Origin of the sequence: Blastochloris tepida, from assembly GCF_003966715.1 — a bacterium.
Lineage (GTDB): Bacteria > Pseudomonadota > Alphaproteobacteria > Rhizobiales > Xanthobacteraceae > Blastochloris > Blastochloris tepida.
Genome location: NZ_AP018907.1, coordinates 196,156 through 214,846, shown reverse-complemented (window position 1 = coordinate 214,846; position 18,691 = coordinate 196,156). Strand labels below are relative to the sequence as shown.

At 69.7% G+C, this 18,691-nt stretch carries 15 protein-coding genes; 2 read left to right on the top strand and 13 right to left on the bottom strand.

The annotated features are described in order from the left end of the window. Positions 1-21 precede the first annotated feature (21 nt). The 11 genes from gcvH to BLTE_RS00845 form a co-directional block, all read right to left on the bottom strand. Positions 22-399: a glycine cleavage system protein GcvH gene (gene gcvH / locus BLTE_RS00895; protein ID WP_126396732.1), complete on the bottom strand. Its 378-nt coding sequence runs from the start codon at positions 397-399 to the stop codon at positions 22-24. A gap of 80 nt (positions 400-479) precedes the next feature. Beyond that, entirely contained in the window at positions 480-1,673 is a 1,194-nt protein-coding gene (gene gcvT, locus BLTE_RS00890) for a glycine cleavage system aminomethyltransferase GcvT (protein WP_126396730.1), read from the bottom strand. 199 nt (positions 1,674-1,872) lie between these two features. After that, positions 1,873-2,556 carry a hypothetical protein gene (locus BLTE_RS00885; RefSeq protein ID WP_126396728.1) on the bottom strand — a complete coding sequence of 228 codons (684 nt, stop codon included), beginning with the start codon at positions 2,554-2,556 and terminating at the stop codon, positions 1,873-1,875. A 295-nt stretch (positions 2,557-2,851) separates the two neighbouring features. Then, positions 2,852-4,291: a M16 family metallopeptidase gene (locus tag BLTE_RS00880; RefSeq protein ID WP_244600066.1), complete on the bottom strand. Its 1,440-nt coding sequence runs from the start codon at positions 4,289-4,291 to the stop codon at positions 2,852-2,854. Next, the gene (locus BLTE_RS00875; RefSeq protein WP_126401977.1) at positions 4,288-5,649 is read right to left on the bottom strand and encodes a M16 family metallopeptidase; all 1,362 of its coding nucleotides are present in this window, start codon (positions 5,647-5,649) and stop codon (positions 4,288-4,290) included. The genes BLTE_RS00880 and BLTE_RS00875 overlap by 4 nt, the downstream gene beginning before the upstream one ends. Positions 5,650-5,855: 206 nt before the next feature. Then, entirely contained in the window at positions 5,856-6,557 is a 702-nt protein-coding gene (locus tag BLTE_RS00870; protein ID WP_126396724.1) for a hypothetical protein, read from the bottom strand. Positions 6,558-6,689: 132 nt separating this feature from the next. Beyond that, entirely contained in the window at positions 6,690-7,211 is a 522-nt protein-coding gene (lspA, locus tag BLTE_RS00865) for a signal peptidase II (protein ID WP_244600064.1), read from the bottom strand. Then, positions 7,204-10,227 (bottom strand): isoleucine--tRNA ligase, encoded by a 3,024-nt coding sequence (ileS, locus tag BLTE_RS00860; protein WP_126396722.1) that lies wholly within the window; start codon positions 10,225-10,227, stop codon positions 7,204-7,206. The genes lspA and ileS overlap by 8 nt, the downstream gene beginning before the upstream one ends. A gap of 547 nt (positions 10,228-10,774) precedes the next feature. Next, entirely contained in the window at positions 10,775-12,739 is a 1,965-nt protein-coding gene (locus tag BLTE_RS00855; RefSeq protein WP_126396720.1) for a methyl-accepting chemotaxis protein, read from the bottom strand. 240 nt (positions 12,740-12,979) lie between these two features. Then, positions 12,980-13,942, bottom strand: coding sequence for a bifunctional riboflavin kinase/FAD synthetase (locus BLTE_RS00850; RefSeq protein ID WP_126396718.1), 963 nt, complete (start codon positions 13,940-13,942; stop codon positions 12,980-12,982). Between the two features lie 226 nt (positions 13,943-14,168). Beyond that, entirely contained in the window at positions 14,169-14,600 is a 432-nt protein-coding gene (locus BLTE_RS00845; RefSeq protein ID WP_126401975.1) for a MaoC family dehydratase, read from the bottom strand. 238 nt (positions 14,601-14,838) lie between these two features. Here BLTE_RS00845 and BLTE_RS00840 point away from each other — a divergent pair, with 238 nt between their 5' ends. Both BLTE_RS00840 and BLTE_RS18245 read left to right on the top strand, forming a co-directional pair. Beyond that, positions 14,839-15,222: a response regulator gene (locus tag BLTE_RS00840; protein WP_126396716.1), complete on the top strand. Its 384-nt coding sequence runs from the start codon at positions 14,839-14,841 to the stop codon at positions 15,220-15,222. Between the two features lie 81 nt (positions 15,223-15,303). After that, the gene (locus BLTE_RS18245) at positions 15,304-16,155 is read left to right on the top strand and encodes a protein phosphatase CheZ (protein ID WP_197723251.1); all 852 of its coding nucleotides are present in this window, start codon (positions 15,304-15,306) and stop codon (positions 16,153-16,155) included. A 275-nt stretch (positions 16,156-16,430) separates the two neighbouring features. Here the strand turns inward: BLTE_RS18245 and BLTE_RS00830 are convergent, their stop codons facing one another. Next, positions 16,431-17,306: a TIGR01459 family HAD-type hydrolase gene (locus BLTE_RS00830; protein WP_126396712.1), complete on the bottom strand. Its 876-nt coding sequence runs from the start codon at positions 17,304-17,306 to the stop codon at positions 16,431-16,433. A gap of 242 nt (positions 17,307-17,548) precedes the next feature. Beyond that, positions 17,549-18,517: an IS110 family RNA-guided transposase gene (locus BLTE_RS00825; RefSeq protein WP_126396710.1), complete on the bottom strand. Its 969-nt coding sequence runs from the start codon at positions 18,515-18,517 to the stop codon at positions 17,549-17,551. Positions 18,518-18,691: the final 174 nt, after the last annotated feature.

Sequence of the window (18,691 nt, the reverse complement as noted above, 5' to 3'; positions counted from 1 at the left end):
CGGGGGGAGCCTCAAGGAATCTCAACTGACGGTTTCTATGTACAATCTGTATTGATCGGCTGTCATCAGCGTCTCGAGCGCGGCCGGGTCGTTGAGCTTGAGCTTGATGAACCAGCCGCGCCCCTCGGCATCCTCATTGACGAGGCCCGGCGCGTCGACCAGCCGGTCATTGACCGCGACCACCTCGCCGGCCAACGGCGCATAGACTTCGCTCGCCGCCTTCACGCTCTCGACCACCGCCGCTTCCGCGCCCTTCTCCAGCGTGGCGCCGACGGCCGGGAGCTCGACATAGACCACATCCCCGAGCTGGGTCTGGGCGTAGTCGGTGATTCCGACGACGGCGGCATCGCCCTCCAGGCGAACCCATTCATGCTCTTTGGTGTAGCGCGTGTTCGGCATTCTGACCCCTCATCTCTCAGCTTCGTGATGCTCGCGGAAACGGCACACGCCCTCGCGCGCTCCACCGGAATCGGCAGCAATCATACGCCCCGGACATAGCGATGCGGCACGAATGGCAGCGCCACCACCCGCGCGGCCAGGGGTTTTCCCCGCACCATCAGCTTCACCGGCGTTCCCGGCTCGGCGAAGCGGCGGTTGACGTAGCCCATCGCCACCGGCCCGCCGACGCTGGGGCCGAACCCGCCCGAGGTCACCGTGCCGACCGGCCGGTCCTCGGTATCGACGATCTCGGCGCCCTCGCGGGCCGGCGCCCGGTCCTCCGGCAACAGGCCGACCCGCAGCCGCGCCGGCCCCTCGGCGATCTCCTTGAGGATGCGCTCGGCACCGGGGAAGCCGCCCTCGGCGCGCCGCCGCGGCGGGATCGACCAGGCGAGCCCCGCCTCGACCGGCGTGGTCGCGGCGTCGATGTCGTGGCCATGGAGCGGCAGGCCGGCTTCGAGCCGCAGCGAATCGCGGGCGCCGAGCCCGGCCGGCATCACGTCGCGGTCGGCCGAGAGGATGTCCCACAGCTCGACCACCCGGTCGGCCCGCGCCGACAGCTCGAAGCCGTCCTCGCCAGTGTAGCCGGAGCGCGAGACGAACACCTCGATGCGGCCGATGCGGAAGCTCTTCGCCGACAGGAACACCATGTCGGCGATGCCGGGCAGATGGCGCGCCAGCACCTCGGCGGCGGTCGGCCCCTGCAGCGCCAGCAGCGCCCGGTGGTCGGCCCGCATCAGCCGCACGGCGTCCGGCAGGTGCCGCTCGATCCGGTCGAAATCGGCGGCCTTGTTGGCGGCGTTGACCACCAGCATCAGCACCCCGTCCTCGCCCGGCTCGTCGGAGCGGGTGACCATCAGATCGTCGAGGATGCCGCCCTCGTCGTTGAGAAGCTGGGTGTAGCGCAGCCGCCCCGGCTTCAGGCCGACAATGTCGGCCGGCACCAGCGCCTCCAGCGCCCGCGCCGTCGTCTCGTGGTCGGGGCCGAGCAGGAACGCCTGCCCCATGTGCGAGATGTCGAACAGGCCGGCCTTGGTGCGGGTGTGGGCGTGCTCGGCCAGGATGCCGGCGGGATACTGCACCGGCATCTCATAGCCGGCAAAGCCGACGAACCGGGCGCCGCGCGCGGCGTGGCGGGCATGGAGCGGCGTCTGCCGAAGCGGTTGCCGGGGCTCGGCGGCAGGCGCGTCGGTCGGCCGGTCGGACGGCTGATCGGTCGTCGATTGATCGGTCATGGGCTTGGCCTCGGACAGGACTTCGGACGCGGCAAAACTTCGGACGCGGCAGGACTTCAGGCGCGGCACGGCTTCAGGCACAGACGGGAGTTCAGACCCGAACGCGCGCCAGGGCAAGCGGCGATTGCGCCCGGCCCGCACATCCCCGCCGGCCGACGCCCCGTTCGCGCCGGGAGCCCGGAAAGGTCCGCCGCGGCCGTCAACCGCTGCGCCCGGATGTCTTCGCCTTCCGCCCGGGCTTGTCGGGCTTTCCGGTGGGATCGAACCCGACATAGACGACGTAGTTTTCAAGATCGTCCGCCTTCGGCAGCGGAAAACTGACGTCTTCCTCGATGTGCAGGAAGGTCGACTGCGTGCGTCCGTCCGGCATCTGCGCCGGCACCAGATAGAACTGCGTCCACACCGTCTTGGGCGTGGTGCCCTCGTGCACCACGGCGATGCGCAGCGGCACGTCGACCTTGCCGGGGCCGCCGGCCTGCCCGGCGAGCAGCCGGCCCTCGACGCCCACCTTCATGGTCATCATCTGGCCGAGCGCGGCGCATTCGCGCGCGGTCTGGCCGAACGTCGCCTGATAGCGCAGCTGCTGGCCGGCATCGCGGGTGTTCGCGAACACCTGATAGGCGGCCGCGCCGGTGCGGACGGTCACCATCGGGCACTCGTAATGGGTCATCTTGCCCGTCTCCTCCGGCGCCGGCTCGGGCGAGGACGCCCCGGTCGCGAACATCCGGCCGACCCGGTCGGTGAACGAGGTGCCGCCCCCCGATCCCCCCGATCCCGCCGACGTCTCGCCGATCTGTCCGGTGGTGCCGCAGCCGGCCACCGCCAATGCAACCGCCACCGCCGGCCCGAGCCGGCCCGCGATCCGCCAACCCCTCATCGTCATCGACGCCCCCTCATACGCAGTCCGGATGATCGACCCGCTCTTCCTTCCCTCTCCCGGCCGGGCGCGCGCTCGCATGCGCGCGCTCTCGCGACGGAGCGAAGAAGAGCAGCTCCAGCCGGCAGCTCCTCCGAGCCGATCACCCGGAAACCATGGATGGTTTCGACTGTGGATTAGGGCCACTTTGCGGCAGCCGTTCGACCGGAACGACGTTCAGGCCCCTCGCCGCCCCGGTTCTCCACCGCGCCGATCGGGCCAAGCCGGTCCGGTCAAGCCGGTCCGCCTGCGCGGGGAGCGCTCAGCCGCCCTGCCCGGTGCCGCCCTGCCCGGTGCCGCTCTGCCCGCCGCCGGCCGCGCCGCCGATCCCCACCGGCCGGCCGGCCGCGGTCACCAGCAGCTTGTCGTTCAGCAGCCGGGCGGCGACGCGCCGGACATCCTCGATCGTCACCGCCGCCACCAGACCGTTGCGGCGGTGGATATAGTCGATGCCGAGATCGTCGAGCTGGATCTGCAGCAGTTGGCCGGCGATCTTGCCGGAGGTGTCGAAGCGCAGCGCGTAGGCGCCGATCAGGTACTTCTTGGCCTTGTCCAGCTCGTCGGCGCTCGGCCCCTCCTTGGCGAGGCGGGCGATCTCGGCCTCGATCACCGACAGCGATTCGGCGGCCCGGTCGTTGCGGGTGGACACCCCGCCGATCATCAGCCCGGCATGGTCGAGCGGCATCAGGTAGCTGTAGACCGAATAGGCCAGCCCGCGCTTCTCGCGCACCTCGCGGTAGAAGCGCGAGGAGAAGGTGCCGCCGCCCAGGATGTGGTTCAGCACATAGGCCGGCACGAAATCGGGATCGCTGCGCTTCAGGCCGGGCCAGCCGAAGGTCAGCACCGTCTGCGGCACGTCGACATCGATCACCAGCCGTTGGCCGAGCCCCTGCGGCGCGGCCTCGGCGACGGCCAGCCGCTGGCCCTTGGCCGGCAGCGGGCCGAACACCTTGTCGAGCAGCGGCGCCAGGGTGGCGGCGTCGATGTCGCCGACGACGGCGATCTTCAGCGTGTCGCGAGTCAGCACCCGGCCGACGAAGGCGCGCAGATCCTCCGGCCCGATCGCGGCGACGGTCTCGGCCGTGCCCTCGACCGGGCGGCCATAGACGTGGCCGGGAAAGGCCGCCGCCCACCACGCCTCCGACGCCAGCGAGTTGGGATTGGTGGACTTGCGGCGGATGCCGGCCAGCACCTGCTGGCGCACCCGCTCCACCGGCTCGGCGTCGAAGCGCGGCGTGTTCAGCGCCAGCGCCAACAGGCCGAACGCCTCGTCGCGGTTCTCGGCGAGCGTCTTGAGGCTGCCGCTCAGATGGTCGCGGCCGGCGCTGAAGCGCAGCTCGATCGCCTTGGCTTCGAGCCGGTCCTGGAAGGCGGCGCTGTCGAGATCGCCCGCCCCCTCGTCGAGCAGGCCGGACACCAGATTGGCGGTGCCGGCCTTGCCGGGCGCATCCTGGGTCGAGCCGCCGGTGACGGCGAATTCCAGCGCGATCAGCGGCACCGCCGGCTCGCGCACCAGCCACGCCTCGATGCCGCCGGGGCTCGCCACCCGCTCGATGCGGGTCGCGGTTTCGGCATCGGCTTCGGAGACCAGGGCGAGCGTGGTGGCGGTGAGCGGCATCAAGGTGACCGGCGACAGAGTGAGAGATGTTGCGGCAAGCAGCGGAACGCCGAGCCGGCGCCCGAACGCATGGAGACCGGTCACGAGCGCTTCTCCCCGGCCGGCGGCGCCTTGACCAGATGGCCGGTCACCGACCGCCGCATGTCGAGCCATTTGCGCGCCGCCGCCTGCACCTCGGCCGCGGAGATGGCCTTCACCCGCTCGGGCCAGGCGCGGACATCCTCGATCGACGAGCCGGTGGTGAGCGCCACGCCATAGATGCGGGCGAGCGCGGTCTGGCTGTCCTGGGCATAGACGGTGTCGGCGACGAGGCGGGTCTTGGCGCGGGCAAGCTCGTCCTCGGAGATGCCGGTCTCGACCACCTCGGCCAGCACGGCGTCGATCGCCGCCTCGAGGTCTTCCAGCGACACGTCGGGGCGCGGGCTCGCCCACACCCCGAACCGCGTCTCGTCATAGGCCGAGCCGTGGTACCAGGCCGAAGCCGAGGTGGCGAGCTTCTTCTCCACCACCAGCTTGCGGTGCAGGCGGCTGGTCTGGCTGGCGCCCAGCACCTGGGCCAAGAGGTCGAGCGCCTCGGCCTCGCGCGGCGCCGCCCGCGAATAGGACGGCACCAGATACTGGCGCTGGATGGAGGGCTGGGCGACGCGCGGATCGGCCAGCGTCACCAGCCGGCCGGCGCGCGGCGGCGGCTCGGCCGGCCGCACCCGCGGCGTCACCTCGGCGCGCGGCGCGATCTTGCCATAGGTGCGCTCGGCCAGCGTGCGCACCTCGTCGGCGGTGACGTCGCCGGCCACCACCAGGATGGCGTTGTTGGGGGTGTAGAAGCGCCGGTAGAACGCCAGCGCGTCGTCGCGGTCGAGCCCCTTGATCTCGTGCTCCCAGCCGATCACCGGCACGCCATAGGGGTGGTTGCGGAACATCGACGCCGCCATCTCCTCGCCGAGCTGGGCGGCGGGGTCGTTGTCGGTGCGCATGCGGCGCTCCTCCAGCACCACGTCGCGCTCGGGCAGCACCACCGCGTCGGTGAGTTCGAGACCGGTCATGCGGTCGGCCTCGAGCCGCATCATGGTCTCCAGCTCGTCGCGCGCCACGCGCTGGAAGTAGCTGGTGTAGTCGTTGGAGGTGAAGGCGTTCTCCTGGCCGCCGACCTCGGCGACGATGGCCGAGAACACGCCGGCCGGATTGGCCTTGGTGCCCTTGAACATCAGGTGTTCGAGGAAGTGGGCGATGCCCGACTTGCCGGGCTGCTCGTCGGCCGCGCCCACCCGGTACCAGATCATGTGCGTGACCACCGGCACCCGGTGGTCGGGGATCACCACAACCTCCAGCCCGTTGGCCAGCGTGAAATGGGAGACATCGGGACCCTGCTTGACCTCGGCAGGTTTCGCGTGGGCAGGGCAGGCGAGGGTGGCGGCGGTGGCGGCGGCGGCAAGTGTTCGCATCGCGGCTTTCAGCAAGACTGGCTCCCTCCGGGGCGGGGATTCGGCCAGACTGTCACATGAAACCGCGGCAAAGTCCGGCCCGCCTCGCCCGGCGTGCGATCACAGTCCGGTCATCAGGGGTCCGGTTTTCGCAGGCCGGACCATCGCAAACCCGGTTACTGCAAGACCGGCCATCGCAAATCCGGCCCTCTCAGGACGGCGAGCGCTCAGCGCGTGCTGTCGCGCGCCGTGCGGCTGCCGCCGGTGTCGCGGCCTTCGGCAACCTTGCTCGGCGAGAAGATGCGGTTCAGCCAGTTGTCGTCGAGCTTGTCGTCGCCGACCACGCCATAGGGCTGGTCGGGCGAGGGCGTCTGCAGGCCCGGCGGCGGCTGGGTGAGGCGCGTGCGCTCGGGCTCGCCGGTGAAGACGATCTTCTCTTCCTTCTTCGAGCCCCAGCCCTTGAAGCCGAGCTGGGTGGGCGACAGACGGTCGTTGGCGCCTTCGAAGCGGTCGCTCGACGTCTCGGGCCGGTCGCTCTTGGCCTGCTTGGTCTTGCTGGTGCCGCGGCGGATCTCGTCGATGCCCAGCGTGCGCCCGGCATCGAGCCGCACGACCGGCTTGTCCGAACCCGCCTCGGCGGCCTTGGCGCGGGCGACGTCCGGATCCTTCGGCCAGGCCGGATTGGCGGCGGTGACGTCCTCGGAGGCCGGCGGCGGCAGCGCCTCGGCGGTCGGCGGCACCACCAGCGGCGCCCGTTCGCGATAGTCGATCGGCGCCCTGTCCTCGATCAGTCCGACGCCGCCGAGGATCTGCTTGATGATCTTCTGCTCGAAGGAGGGCTCCTCATCGTCGGCCCGCACGGTCTGCGGCGCTGCCACCGCGGCGAGCATGACGAGGGGAAGAACGTGGCGCACGAGACGGGCCTTCATCGCGACACTCCTTCGAAACGCGGTCAGGGCGGCGGCCGGCAGGGCGGCCGGGATCGCGTGGAAATTCGACCGGAACGGGCGACGGCCGGACGGCCCTCGACTCCCCTTCCTCTGAACTCCCTCACTCGTCCCTCATGCCGGCTTTTTTGCGGCAGGGCCGAAAAGCGCATCGTAAAGCAGCAGGATAACCCCAAGCACGATGGCGGCGTCGGCCAGATTGAACACGTACCAGCGGAAAGTGCCGACGTGGAACGAGAAGAAATCGGCCACCGCCCCCCACGCCACCCGGTCGATGGCGTTGCCGAGCGCCCCGCCGATGATCAGCCCGAGCCCGATCGCGGTCGGCCGGGTCTCGGCCCGGAGCAGCCACGCCCCGAACACCACCGCCGCCACCGCCTTGATGCCGACCAGCACCCAGCGGCCGGTCTCGCCGTCCTGCTGGAACAGGCCGTAGGAGATGCCCTTGTTCCAGGCCATCACCAGATCGAGATAGGGGCCGACGGCGACGATGCCGCGGTCGGCGATGTCGAAGCCGTGGATCATCCACAGCTTGAAGCCCTGATCGATCGCCAGGGTGAGAAGAAGGGCGATCAGGCCGAGGCGGACATGCCGCCGCGCCCCGGTCTCCGCAGTCGCGGGGTCCATCTCAGCCATGCGCCGCTTTCCATTCTCGCATCGCCTGCGCGTCGCGCAAGGAGAGGTCCGGAAACGCCGGGTCGGCGCCGACGTCGGCAGTGATGCGCCAGGAGCGGGCGCACTTCTTCCCCTCCGCCTTGGCCGGCACCACCGAAACGCCCTCGACCTCGGCAAGGCGGAAGGCCTCGGCCGGACCGGTCCCGGCCTCAAGCTTGAGGCCGGAGGTGATGCACACCTCGGCGAAATCGACGCTTCCGATCACCGCCCGCAACGCGTCCTCAGTGAAGAACACCACCGGCGCCGCCTCCAGGCTCGATCCGATGCGCTTGTTCGCCCGCTCGATCTCCAGCGCGCCGGTGACGACGCGGCGGACGCGGCGGATCTGCTCCCACTTCGAAGCCAGCGCCTCGTCGCGCCACTCGGCCGGGATGGCCGGGAACAGCTCCAGATGCACCGAGCCGGACCCGTAGCGCGCCAGCCACGCCTCCTCGGCGGTGAAGGACAGCACCGGCGCCAGCCACGTCACCAGCGCGTGGAACAGCCGGTCGATGACGGTGAGCGCCGCCTTGCGCTTCACCGACGAGATCGGCTCGCAATAGAGCGCGTCCTTGCGCACGTCGAAATAGAACGCCGAGAGATCCGAGGTCATGAACGCGGTCAGCGCCGCGTGGATCTTCTTGTAGTCGAAGTCGGCATAGGCCTGCCGCACCACGGGATCGAGCAGGGCGAGCTCGTGCAGCATCAGCCGCTCGAGCTCGGGCATGTCGGCGAAGGCCACCCGGTCCTCGTCGCGGAAATGGGCGAGCGAGCCCAGCATCCAGCGCAGCGTGTTGCGCAGCTTGCGATAGGTGTCGGCGGTGGTCTTGAGGATCTCCGGGCCGATGCGCAGATCGTCGGAATAGTCCGACGCACACACCCAGAGCCTGAGGATATCGGCGCCCGACGCCTTGATGACGTCCTGCGGCGCCACCGTGTTGCCGAGCGACTTCGACATCTTGCGCCCCTCTTCGTCCAGCACGAAGCCGTGGGTCAGCACCACGTCATAGGGGGCGCGGCCGCGCGTGCCGCAGCTTTCCAAGAGCGAGGAGTGGAACCAGCCGCGGTGCTGGTCGGAGCCCTCCAGATACATCACGGTGTCGGTGCCGCCGTCGCGCTTCCTCCGGATGCCGGCGAGGCCCGGGAAATGCACCGGGTCTTCGAGCGTATAGGCGTGGGTCGAGCCGGAATCGAACCACACATCGAGCACGTCGGTGACCTTCTCCCAGTCTTTCGGATCGTGGTCGGGCGCGAGGAAGCGCGACCCGTCGGCATCGGCGAACCAGGCGTCCGCACCCTCCTTGGCGAAGGCGTCGGCGATGCGGGCATTCACCCGCTCGTCCTTGAGGATTTCAGCCGTCTCGCGGTTGACGAACACGGTGATCGGCACGCCCCAGGCGCGCTGGCGCGACACCACCCAATCGGGGCGGTTGGCGATCATGCCATTGATGCGGTTCTCGCCGGCCGCCGGCACCCAGCGGGTCTCGGCGATCGAGCGCAGCGCCACCTCGCGAAGTGTGGCGCCGTCGAGCGTCTCGACCGGCTTGTCCAGCGCGATGAACCATTGCGGGGTGTTTCGGAAGATCACCGGCTTCTTGGAGCGCCAGGAGTGCGGGTACTGGTGCTTGAGCTTGCCGCGGGCGATCAGCGCGCCGGCCTCGGTCAGCGCGGCGATCACCGCCTTGTTGGCGTCGCCCTGCTCGCCCTTGGCGGTGATTACGTGCTTGCCGACAAAACCCGGTGCCTCCTTGGTGTAGGTGCCGTCGGCCTCAACGGTGTAGGGGATGGTGGACTCGATGCCGCGCGCTTCGAGAGCGCGCTTGTTCGCCATCCAGATCTCGAAGTCCTCGCGGCCGTGGCCCGGCGCGGTGTGGACGAAGCCGGTGCCGGTATCGTCGGTGACATGGTCGCCGTCGAGCAGGGGGACGTCGAAGTAATAGCCGCCGCCTACCCCCTGCAGCGGATGAGCACAAACGAGATCCTTCAGCACCTCTGCCGGCATGTCGGCCCGGCGAGCGTAGGCGGTGACCCGCGCCTGCTTGAACACGTCTTCCGCCAGCTTGTCGGCCAGGATCAGTTTTTCGCCAACCTTGGCCCAATTGTCGGCCGGCGCCTCGGTCACCTCATAGAGGCCGTAGGCGATGCGCGACGAGAAACTGATCGCCCGGTTGCCGGGGATGGTCCAGGGCGTGGTCGTCCAGATGACGACGTGGGCTTCGCGCAAGTCTTCTCGCGGCAGGATATCCTCGGGCGTGGGAGTAGTGCGCCCGAAGTAGGCCTTCCTCACAACCGGAAACTTCACCCACACCGTATCGCTCGCGTGGTCCTCGTACTCGACCTCGGCCTCGGCCAGCGCCGTCTTCTCGACCACGCTCCACATCACCGGCTTGGAGCCGCGATAGAGCTGGCCGGTCATGGCGAATTTCATGATCTCGCGGGCGATCTGGGCCTCGGCCGGGAAGCTCATGGTCGAATACGGGTGGTCCCAGTCGCCGATCACGCCGAGGCGCTTGAACTCGCCCCGCTGCACGTCAAGCCAATGCTCGGCGAAGGTGCGGCACTCCTTGCGGAACTCCACCACCGGCACCGCGTCCTTGTTCTTGCCCTTGGCGCGGTACTGCTCCTCGATCTTCCACTCGATCGGCAGGCCGTGGCAGTCCCAGCCCGGCACGTAGTTGGAGTCGAAGCCCAGCATCTGCTGGGACTTGGTCACCACGTCCTTGAGGATCTTGTTGAGCGCGTGGCCGATGTGGATGTTGCCGTTGGCGTAGGGAGGGCCGTCGTGCAGCACGAATTTCGGCCGGCCGGCCGCGGCCTGGCGCAGCTTGCCGTAGAGGTCGCCCTCCTCCCAGGCTTTCAGAAGCTCGGGCTCCTTCTGCGGCAGGCCGGCGCGCATCGGAAACGCGGTCTGCGGCAGGAACAGGGTCTGCGAATAGTCGAACCCGGTTTCAGTCGAAGCGGTGTTGGCGTCGGAGGCGCCGGCGTCAGTCTTGGTCATGGCGGTGTGCTTTGGGCAGCAAAGGGACGGATTTCGGGCGGCGATCCCGACCCCCGACGGACCGTCAGGCCCGGCCGGAGGCCGGGCGGCGAATTCGTGCCGTGACGTGGAGACGAACGGGCGCGCGCTGCATGCGCCCCTCTTAGCAAGCCCGGCGGCGCGGATAAAGCGTCGCGCGCCATGTTCCGGCCGGTCGCAGGTCATTCCGTGCGCCGGGTCGCGCCGGATCGGCGGGAGGAGGCGCTTGGGTTCCCTTCAACTAGGTTCCCTTCTTCTGGGTTCCCTTCCCTCGCGCACCGCAGGTGCGCTCGCCGGGAACGACCGGCCGTGGCTCCCGGCCATCCTTCATGAGCGCTGCGGTCCAAACGCCGCGGTCGTTCCCGGCCGAGCCGCGAAGCGGCGAGGGGAAGGGAACCCACACGCTGCCTCCACGCGCCCCCACACGTCGCCGCCGGACCGAGCGCGCCCGCCCGCCAACCAGCCCTGCCCCGAAAACGAAACGGGACCCGGCCGCTCAGGCCGGATCCCGCACGTCTTGCCCTTGGTGTCACGCCGCCGCGGCGTCGTCGCTGCGCAGGCGGTGCAGGAAGTCCTTCACCTCCGCCGCCAGCCGCTCCGACTGGCGGGCGAGGTCGTCGGAGGCCGACTGCACCTCGGTCGCCGAGGTGCCGGTCTCGTTGATCGCCACCGTGACGCCCGAGACATTGGCCGCCAGCGAAGTGGTGACGTCGGCGGCGCGCTGGATGCTCGCGGCGATCTCGTTGGTCGCGGCACTCTGCTGCTCGACCGCCGAGGCGATGGAGCCGGTGACCCCCTGGATGTCGCTCATCGCGTGCGACACCTCGCGGATCGCCCCCACCGCCGTCTTGGTCGAGGCCTGAATCGTGGCGATCTGGCTGGCGATCTCCTCGGTGGCGCTGGCGGTCTGGGCGGCCAGAGACTTGACCTCGGAGGCGACCACCGCGAAGCCGCGGCCGGCGTCGCCCGCCCGCGCCGCCTCGATGGTGGCGTTGAGCGCGAGCAGGTTGGTCTGGGCGGCGATCGCCTGGATCAGGTCGACCACCGCGCCGATCTTGGCGCCGGCCGCGGCCAATGCCTCGATCTCGCGCGCCGAAGCCTCGGTGGTGGTGCCGGCCTGGGTGATGACGCCGCTGGCGGTGGCCACCTGCCGGGCGATCTCCTGGATCGACGACGACAGCTCCTCCGCCGCGCTCGCCACCGCCTGCACCGAGGAGGTGGTCTCCTCCGAGGCGACGGCGGCCGAGCCGGCCTCGCGGCTGGCATTGCCGGCGAGGTCGCCCAGCGCATGGGCGGTGCCGCGCAGCCGCTCGGTATTGGCGTCCACCGCGTCGAGCACGCCGGCCACCGAGGTGCGGAAGCTCTCGATCGCCGCCTCCATGCGCTGGTTGGCGCGGTCGCGCTCGGCCTGGGCGCGGGCGGTCTCGGCCGCCAGCCGCTCGCGCTCGATCGCGGTGTCGCGGAACACCGCGACCGTCTCGGTCATCTGGTTGATCTCGTCGATCTGGGTCTTGGGCGGAATGGCGGTCGCGGTCGAGCCGCCGGCCAGCTCCTTCATGCAGCTGCCCAGGGAATTCAGCGGCTTGGCGATGACGCCATTGAGCCGGAAGGCGATGCCGAAGCCCAGCAGCAGGGCGGCCAGCGACACCGCGCCGAACACCATTGTCGACTGCCACTGCATGGCGTCGAGGTCGGTGCGGTCGATGCCGAGCGCGACGACGCCGACGGTGCGGCCCTCGAGGTCGTTCAGCGGCGCGTATTTGATCGCCAGCGACGAGCCGTCGAGGATGGCGTGGTCGTCCAGCACCGCATCGTTGCGGGCGGCCGAAAGCTGCTCGGGCGTCGGGGCAAAACCGTTGGGGAAGGTCGAGGCGACCTGGGTCAAGCCGGTCTTGCCGTCGACGAACAGCGCCACCCAGGTGGCGGTGCGCTGGGTGAACTGCATGGCGAGGTCCTCGCCGAAGGCGATGCCGAACTCGACCGAGCCGATATGGGCGTCGCCATCCTGCACCGGCACCACCCCGCGCACGCTGGCGCCGGCAACGCCGTTCTCCAGGCCGTGGACCTCGGACTTGCGGGCATTGGCCTCGACCACGGTCGGGCGGAAGCCCGACAGGTCGTCGCCGAACCGCTCCGGCTTGTGCAGCCGCAGGAACGAGGTGGCCGGCGGGGTGTGGAACTGGAACTGCTCGATGCCGTCGGCGCGCAGCGCCGCGAAGGCCGGCGCCAGCATGGTGTGAAGCGCATCGCGCTCCCCGGCGGCGAAGGCGCGCTTCACCTCCGGCAGGCTGGCGACCAGCCGCGACAGCGACAGCGCCCGCATCGCCTGCGAGGCCACCTCGCTCTCGAACCGGGCCGACTCGCTGGCCAACCGGCTGTGCAGGCTTTCCGAGACGATTTTTTCGGTGAACCACCGGCTGGTCGAAAAGAACCCGACTGCCGCTACCGCAAGGCTGCCGCAGATTGCCAGTGTCAGCCCGGTTTGAAGCCTCATGTTCCCCTCCCTGCAGGTGGCGTGAAAATGGGCAGGGGATCCTAACGGATGGTAATCGAGTCACGGAATTACGACAGGCCGGAGAAATTCCGTCTTCACCATCGCGTGGCCGGAGGCATTTCGTGCTGCCGGAGGTTGAGGCGCGGGCCGCCGAGCGGCGCGCGGATGGCTGGCGCGTCTCGGGTATATTTTCCTAAAATCGTCCGGCCGCCAGTGCCGCGGATGGCGGCTGCCGCGCCCTCAGGCGCAGCCGGCCAGAGCGAGGCGCGCGTCGGCGGAATCCGCATTCATCTGAGTCACAAGCGCCGCCACGCTGTCGAACTTGCGCTCCTCGCGCAGGCGGGCGTGGAAGGTAACCGCCAACTCGGCGCCATAGAGGTCGCCCGAGAAGTCGAATAGGAACACTTCCAAAAGCGGCGCACCATTGTCGAAGGTCGGCCGGCGGCCGAAGCTCGCCACCGCGTCGTAGCGGCGGCCGGCGACATCTGCGCGCACTGCATAGATGCCATGCGCCAGACCGCAGGCTGGATCGAGCCGGATATTGGCGGTGGGATAGCCCAGCGTGCGGCCGCGCTGGTCGCCGCGGATCACCGTGCCGATGATGAACCACGGATAGCCGAGCAGGTCGTTGGCCTCGGCGATGCGGCCCGAGGCGAGCAGGCTGCGGATGGCGCTCGACGACACCGGCCGCCCCTCATGATGCAGCGGGCCGACCACATCGACCGCGAAACCGCGGCGGGCGCCGGCCTGCACCAGGAAGGCGGGCGAGCCGCCCCGCCTGCTGCCGAAATGGAAATCGAAACCGACCGCCGCGCCGGAGATGGCGAGCCGCTCCACCAGCACTTGGTCGACGAAGTCATCGGCGCTGACGCCGGCAAAGGCGGCATCGAACGTCATCACGAATGCGGCATCGCAGCCGGCGCGCGCCAGCGCCGCCAGCTTCACCGGCTCCGGCGTCAGCCGGAACAGCGGCGCGTGCGGCGCGAACACCGCGCGCGGATGCGGCTCGAAGGTCAGCGCCGCCACCGGCCGGCCGAGCGCCCGCGCCCGTTCGGCGGCGGCGTCGATCACCGCCCGGTGGCCGCGATGGACGCCGTCGAAATTGCCGATCGCCACCACTGCGCCCCTCAGGTCGGCGGGCACGGGTTCAAGGTCGCGAACCACCCGGAAGGCGGGCGCGGAAGGGAGATCGAAGGGGGTCATGGCAATCGGTTGCGGAGACGGTAACGGGGATGCCGCGGTCGCGTATGCTGGCGCTTGGGTCCGCTGATGTACGGGATCCGCTTGCGATTGAGGACCGTTCGCGCGGAGCTAACCGGTCCCACCCACACGTCCGCTGGCTGGGTATCCGACGGCGTTACCGGGAACCGTCCCGCCCGCCGGCGGCGATGCGCGTGGGCGGCACCCTGCCCCCCGCCACCCTGTCCCGTCAAGCGTGCGGTTGCGGCCGCGGCGGCACCGACACCCAGGCTTCGCCGTCCAGCACCACCTTGCCGTCCACCGTCGCCTCGCAGTGCAGGCGGGCGCGCCGGCCCTTCTCGACCAGCTCGGCCACCTCCACCGACACCGCCACCACGTCGCCGATCTTCACCGGCGCGTGGAAGTTCAGCGTCTGCGAGCGGTAGATCGCGCCGGGGCCGGGCAGCCGGGTGCCGACCACGGCCGAGATCAGGCTTGCCGTGTAGAGGCCATGGGCGATGCGGCCGCCGAACCGCGTGCCGGCAGCATAGAGGTCGCACAGATGGATCGGGTTGTGGTCGCCCGACAGATCCGCGAAGCCGACAATGTCGTCGGCCATCACCGTCTTCATGATGCTCTCGCGCATGCCGACCGCGAGATCCTCGAAATACAGGCTGCGCATGCCCAGGCGGGTCTGAACGTCGCTCAATTCGGCCTCCGTGTTTGGTATCAGGATGCTGAACTTCGTGCTGCACCGCAATACGCCGAAGGTCGCGGCCATCGCTCCGGGCGATTAACCGGATGTTCAAAGCTCTTCGCTAAATTGCCCAAGTACAGGGGGACGTTCGGACAGAGGGAGACTCTGCCGGATTAGTCCATAATAGGCGCAACGCCGCCAGAATGCCGACGGAGTAGAAGAAATGGCTGTCGACCTTTCGATGCCCATCTTGGTTGTCGACGATTACAGCACGATGGTGCGCATCATTCGTAATCTTCTGAAGCAGCTCGGCTTCGAGGATATCGATGACGCCGCCGACGGTTCTGCTGCGCTCGGCAAGCTGCGCGAGAAGCGCTACGGCCTCGTGATCTCCGACTGGAACATGGAGCCGATGACCGGATACGAGCTTCTGAAGGAGGTCCGCGGCGATCCGTCGCTGGCCAAGACGCCCTTCATCATGGTCACCGCCGAGTCCAAGACCGAGAACGTGATCGCCGCCAAGAAGGCCGGCGTCAACAACTACATCGTCAAGCCGTTCAACGCGCAGACGCTCAAGACCAAGATCGAGGCCGTCTTCGCGGACTGACGGTTTTCAAGAAAACACCAAGAACACGAAGCGATGACAGCGATGGCGGTCCAGGACGGGCCGTCCCGGGGAGTAAGTTCCGTGAGCGCCTACCAGACGGAGCACCTTGAGCGTATCGTCGGTTTCCTCAGAGACAAGAAGGGGGTTGAAGTGTCCCTCTCGGACGTTGTGGCCCTCGCCGAGATCACGGCCGAATCTCTGCAGGCATTCTTCCTGACGCTGGACAAGGCGGTCTATCGCGAGCTGCGCGAGATCGCCGAATACATCCAGTCGATGAAGGAGGAGATCGGTGCGCTGCAGGTTCACGACCTGAAGGAAACGCGCATCCCCGCGGCCGGCCAGGAGCTCGACGCCATCGTCAAGGCGACGGAAGCCGCCACCAACACCATCATGACCGCGGCCGAGGAGATCATGGCCGCGGACGCCTCCGACCCCGACGCCTACAAGGCGTTCGTCGACGAGCGCATGATGGCGGTGTTCGAGGCCTGCTCGTTCCAGGACATCACCGGCCAGCGCGTCGCCAAGGTGGTGCAGACGCTGAAGGCGATCGAGACCCGCGTCGGCCGCTTCGCCGCCGCCACCCGCACCCGCGACGCCCGCGGCTTCGCCACCGCCGAGGAGGCGGCCAAGGCCGCCCGCGCCGAGAAGCTGCTGCTGCACGGGCCGCAGCTCGCCGGCCAGGGCGTCAGCCAGTCGGACGTCGACAGCATGCTGAGCGGCACGCCGGCCCAGCCCGCAGCCAAACCGGCCCAGCCCGCCCCGGCAAAGGCCGCCGCCGCCCCTGCGCCCGCGCCCAAACCCGCCGCCGCGCCCAAGCCCGCCGCTGCGCCCAAGCCCGCCGTCGCCGCCGCGCCGGTCAAGGCGCCGCCGACCGCGCCGGACGCGGCCGAGGACAAGGCCAGCCAGGACGATATCGACAAGCTGTTCGCCTGAACAGGAAGCGTCCGAAGCCCCCCACCCCCGACCCCTCCCCACCGCTCGCAAAGCTCGCGGGGGGAGGGGAGAAGGGGGCGCGCCGCTTCTCCCCTCCCCCCATGAACGCAGTGAATGGTGGGGAGGGGTCGGGGGTGGGGGGCAGAACGCCCCGGCGCGCGTCGTCGAAACCGAGAGTGTCCGGGTCAACCGCACCCCGACGGCTCCCGGCGGCGAGGCGTTTTCCTCGCCGGCGGGTCGGGTTTCCGGTGGCAAACTGATACGGTTTCCCGGCCTCACCACGCCAGATGGTGCATCGTCGCCACCGGCTGCACCAGCGCCGCCGAGAACAGCGTCGCCAGCGCCGCCGCCCCTTCGCGGGTGGCGGGGTCGCCGATCTCGCCGGCATGGATGCCGGCCAGGATGAACAGGCAGTCGAGCCCCTGCGCCGCCGCGCCGGCAAGGTCGGTGCGCACCGAGTCGCCGATCGCCAGCACGCGGGCCGGATCGACCGGCGCGCCGCGCAGCGCCTCGGCCGCGGCCAGCGCCTGCCGATAGATCGGCGGGTGCGGCTTGCCGGCATAGAGCACCTCGCCGTCCATAGCGGCGTAGAGATCGGCGATGGCGCCGGCGCAATAGATCAGCCGGCCGCCGCGCTCCACCACCACGTCCGGGTTGCCGCACACCATCATCAGCCGGCGCGCGAGCACGTCCTGCAGCAGCGCCCGGTAGTCCTCGGGCGTCTCGACCTCGTCGTTCCACGGCCCGGTGCACAGCACCAGCTCGGCCTCGTCGAGCGGCACCCGCCTTGCGTCGAGCCCCTCGAACAGCGGCAGGTCGCGGTCCGGCCCGATATGGAACACCCGCACGCCCGGCCGCGCCGCCAGCACCGCGCGCGACACGTCGCCCGAGGCGACGATGGCGTCGAACGTCCCGTCCGGCACGCCATAGCCGGCAAGCTGCGGCATCACCGCCCGGCCCGGCCGCGGCGCATTGGAGACCAGCACCACGGTGCCGCCGCCCGCGCGGAAGCGTTGCAGCGCCTCGCAGGCCGGCGCGTGGGCCGCGGCGCCGTCATGGATCACCCCCCACACGTCGCAGAGCAGCACGTCATAGCGGCCGGCCAGCGCCGACAGGCCGGCGATCATCGGCGGCAGGGAGGTTGTGAGCATGGGGGGCCGTGAGGTTGGAACGAGGACGATTGGCGGATGGGGCGACTCGGCGGGCGAACACATAGGCCGAACGCGCGCCGCCGCAAATGGCGGCGCGCGGAATGGCCGTCATGAGCGAGCGAGATCGTGGCCCGGGGTCGCCCTTCTCCGTGCCTCGTCATCCCGGCCGAGCGAAAGCGAAAGCCGGGATCGCCCTTCTCCGTGCCTCGTCATCCCGGGCGGAGCGAAGCGAAGAGCAACTGTCATGCGGTTTTGGGGTCTCGCCAGGGTTTGTTGTCTCGAATCATGGCGTTGAGGATGGTCAGGAGCTTTCTGGCGATGGCGATGAGGGCGACCTTAGCGGGTTTTCCGCGGGCTTTGAGGTCGGCGTAGAGCTGTTTGGCCCACGGGTTCCAGTGGATGGCGGCGAAGGCGGCGAGATAGCAGGCGCGCTTGAGCGCGCGGCGTCCGGCCTCGATATGGGCCGGCCGCCGCGCTTTGCCGCTGTCGTTGCGATAGGGTGCGCAGCCGCCGATGGCACCGGCTTGGCGGGGGGTGAACCGGCCGAGTTCGGGAGCTTCTGCGAGCAGGACGCGGGCCGTCTTGTTGGCGATCCCCGGCACCGAGGTGATGATCTTGGCCTTGGCGTCCATCGCCGGATCGGCGGCGATCAACGCCTCGATGGCCTGTTCGGCCGCGGCGACGGTCTCGCGCAGGGCGGCGATTTCGGCATCGAGCCGGGCGGTGATGGCCGCCAGGGTGGGGTGGGCCTTGCGGTTCTCGAGGCGGCGGATGTCGGCCTCGGCGCGGGTGATTTCGCGCACCCAGGCGGTCAGGTCGCTCTGCGCTTGCGAGGGCTCCGGGAACGGCCGGCAGGGGTGATGCAGCATGAAGGCGCGGATGATGCGGGCGTCGAGCGGATCGCTCTTGGCGCGCTGGCCGCAGGCCTTGGCGAACTGGCGGCAGCGCCAGCTGTCGACCTGCAGCACGGTGAGGCCGGCCTCGCGCAGCACCGCGACCGCCAGGCGTTCATAGCCGCCGGTCGGCTCCAGGCCGGCGGTGGTGAGCCCGGCCTTCACCAGGCGCCTGGCCAAGCGCTGGAGAGCCGCGGGGGTGTTATCGACGCGCTCGACCTTGGTGTCGTCGAAGGCGATGTCGAGCCAGTCCTTGGAGACATCGATGCCCACAAGGTGGGTGGCAAGCGGCGTCGGGTGTGGCAGCATGGCAAGCATCCCAGGCTTGGAAGCGGGGTCAAAAGCCCCGTGCAACTGTTCGGGTTGGCTTGGGACGGACGGCCGCTTCTGCTCGCGACGGCCTCGAAGGCTCACCCGGGACACGGCGTGCCGCCCGCACCGGCTCGGGGTGGCCACCCCGAGCCGGTGCACCCATCAAAGCACAGTTCGCCG

Coding starts and splice junctions, on each gene's coding strand:
- gcvH (WP_126396732.1), bottom strand. CDS start 399: ATGCCGAACACGCGCTACACCAAAGAGCATGAATGGGTTCGCCTGGAG.
- gcvT (WP_126396730.1), bottom strand. CDS start 1,673: ATGACCGATCAATCGACGACCGATCAGCCGTCCGACCGGCCGACCGAC.
- BLTE_RS00885 (WP_126396728.1), bottom strand. CDS start 2,556: ATGACGATGAGGGGTTGGCGGATCGCGGGCCGGCTCGGGCCGGCGGTG.
- BLTE_RS00875 (WP_126401977.1), bottom strand. CDS start 5,649: ATGCGAACACTTGCCGCCGCCGCCACCGCCGCCACCCTCGCCTGCCCT.
- BLTE_RS00870 (WP_126396724.1), bottom strand. CDS start 6,557: ATGAAGGCCCGTCTCGTGCGCCACGTTCTTCCCCTCGTCATGCTCGCC.
- lspA (WP_244600064.1), bottom strand. CDS start 7,211: ATGGCTGAGATGGACCCCGCGACTGCGGAGACCGGGGCGCGGCGGCAT.
- ileS (WP_126396722.1), bottom strand. CDS start 10,227: ATGACCAAGACTGACGCCGGCGCCTCCGACGCCAACACCGCTTCGACT.
- BLTE_RS00855 (WP_126396720.1), bottom strand. CDS start 12,739: ATGAGGCTTCAAACCGGGCTGACACTGGCAATCTGCGGCAGCCTTGCG.
- BLTE_RS00850 (WP_126396718.1), bottom strand. CDS start 13,942: ATGACCCCCTTCGATCTCCCTTCCGCGCCCGCCTTCCGGGTGGTTCGC.
- BLTE_RS00845 (WP_126401975.1), bottom strand. CDS start 14,600: ATGCGCAGCCTGTATTTCGAGGATCTCGCGGTCGGCATGCGCGAGAGC.
- BLTE_RS00840 (WP_126396716.1), top strand. CDS start 14,839: ATGGCTGTCGACCTTTCGATGCCCATCTTGGTTGTCGACGATTACAGC.
- BLTE_RS00830 (WP_126396712.1), bottom strand. CDS start 17,306: ATGCTCACAACCTCCCTGCCGCCGATGATCGCCGGCCTGTCGGCGCTG.
- BLTE_RS00825 (WP_126396710.1), bottom strand. CDS start 18,517: ATGCTTGCCATGCTGCCACACCCGACGCCGCTTGCCACCCACCTTGTG.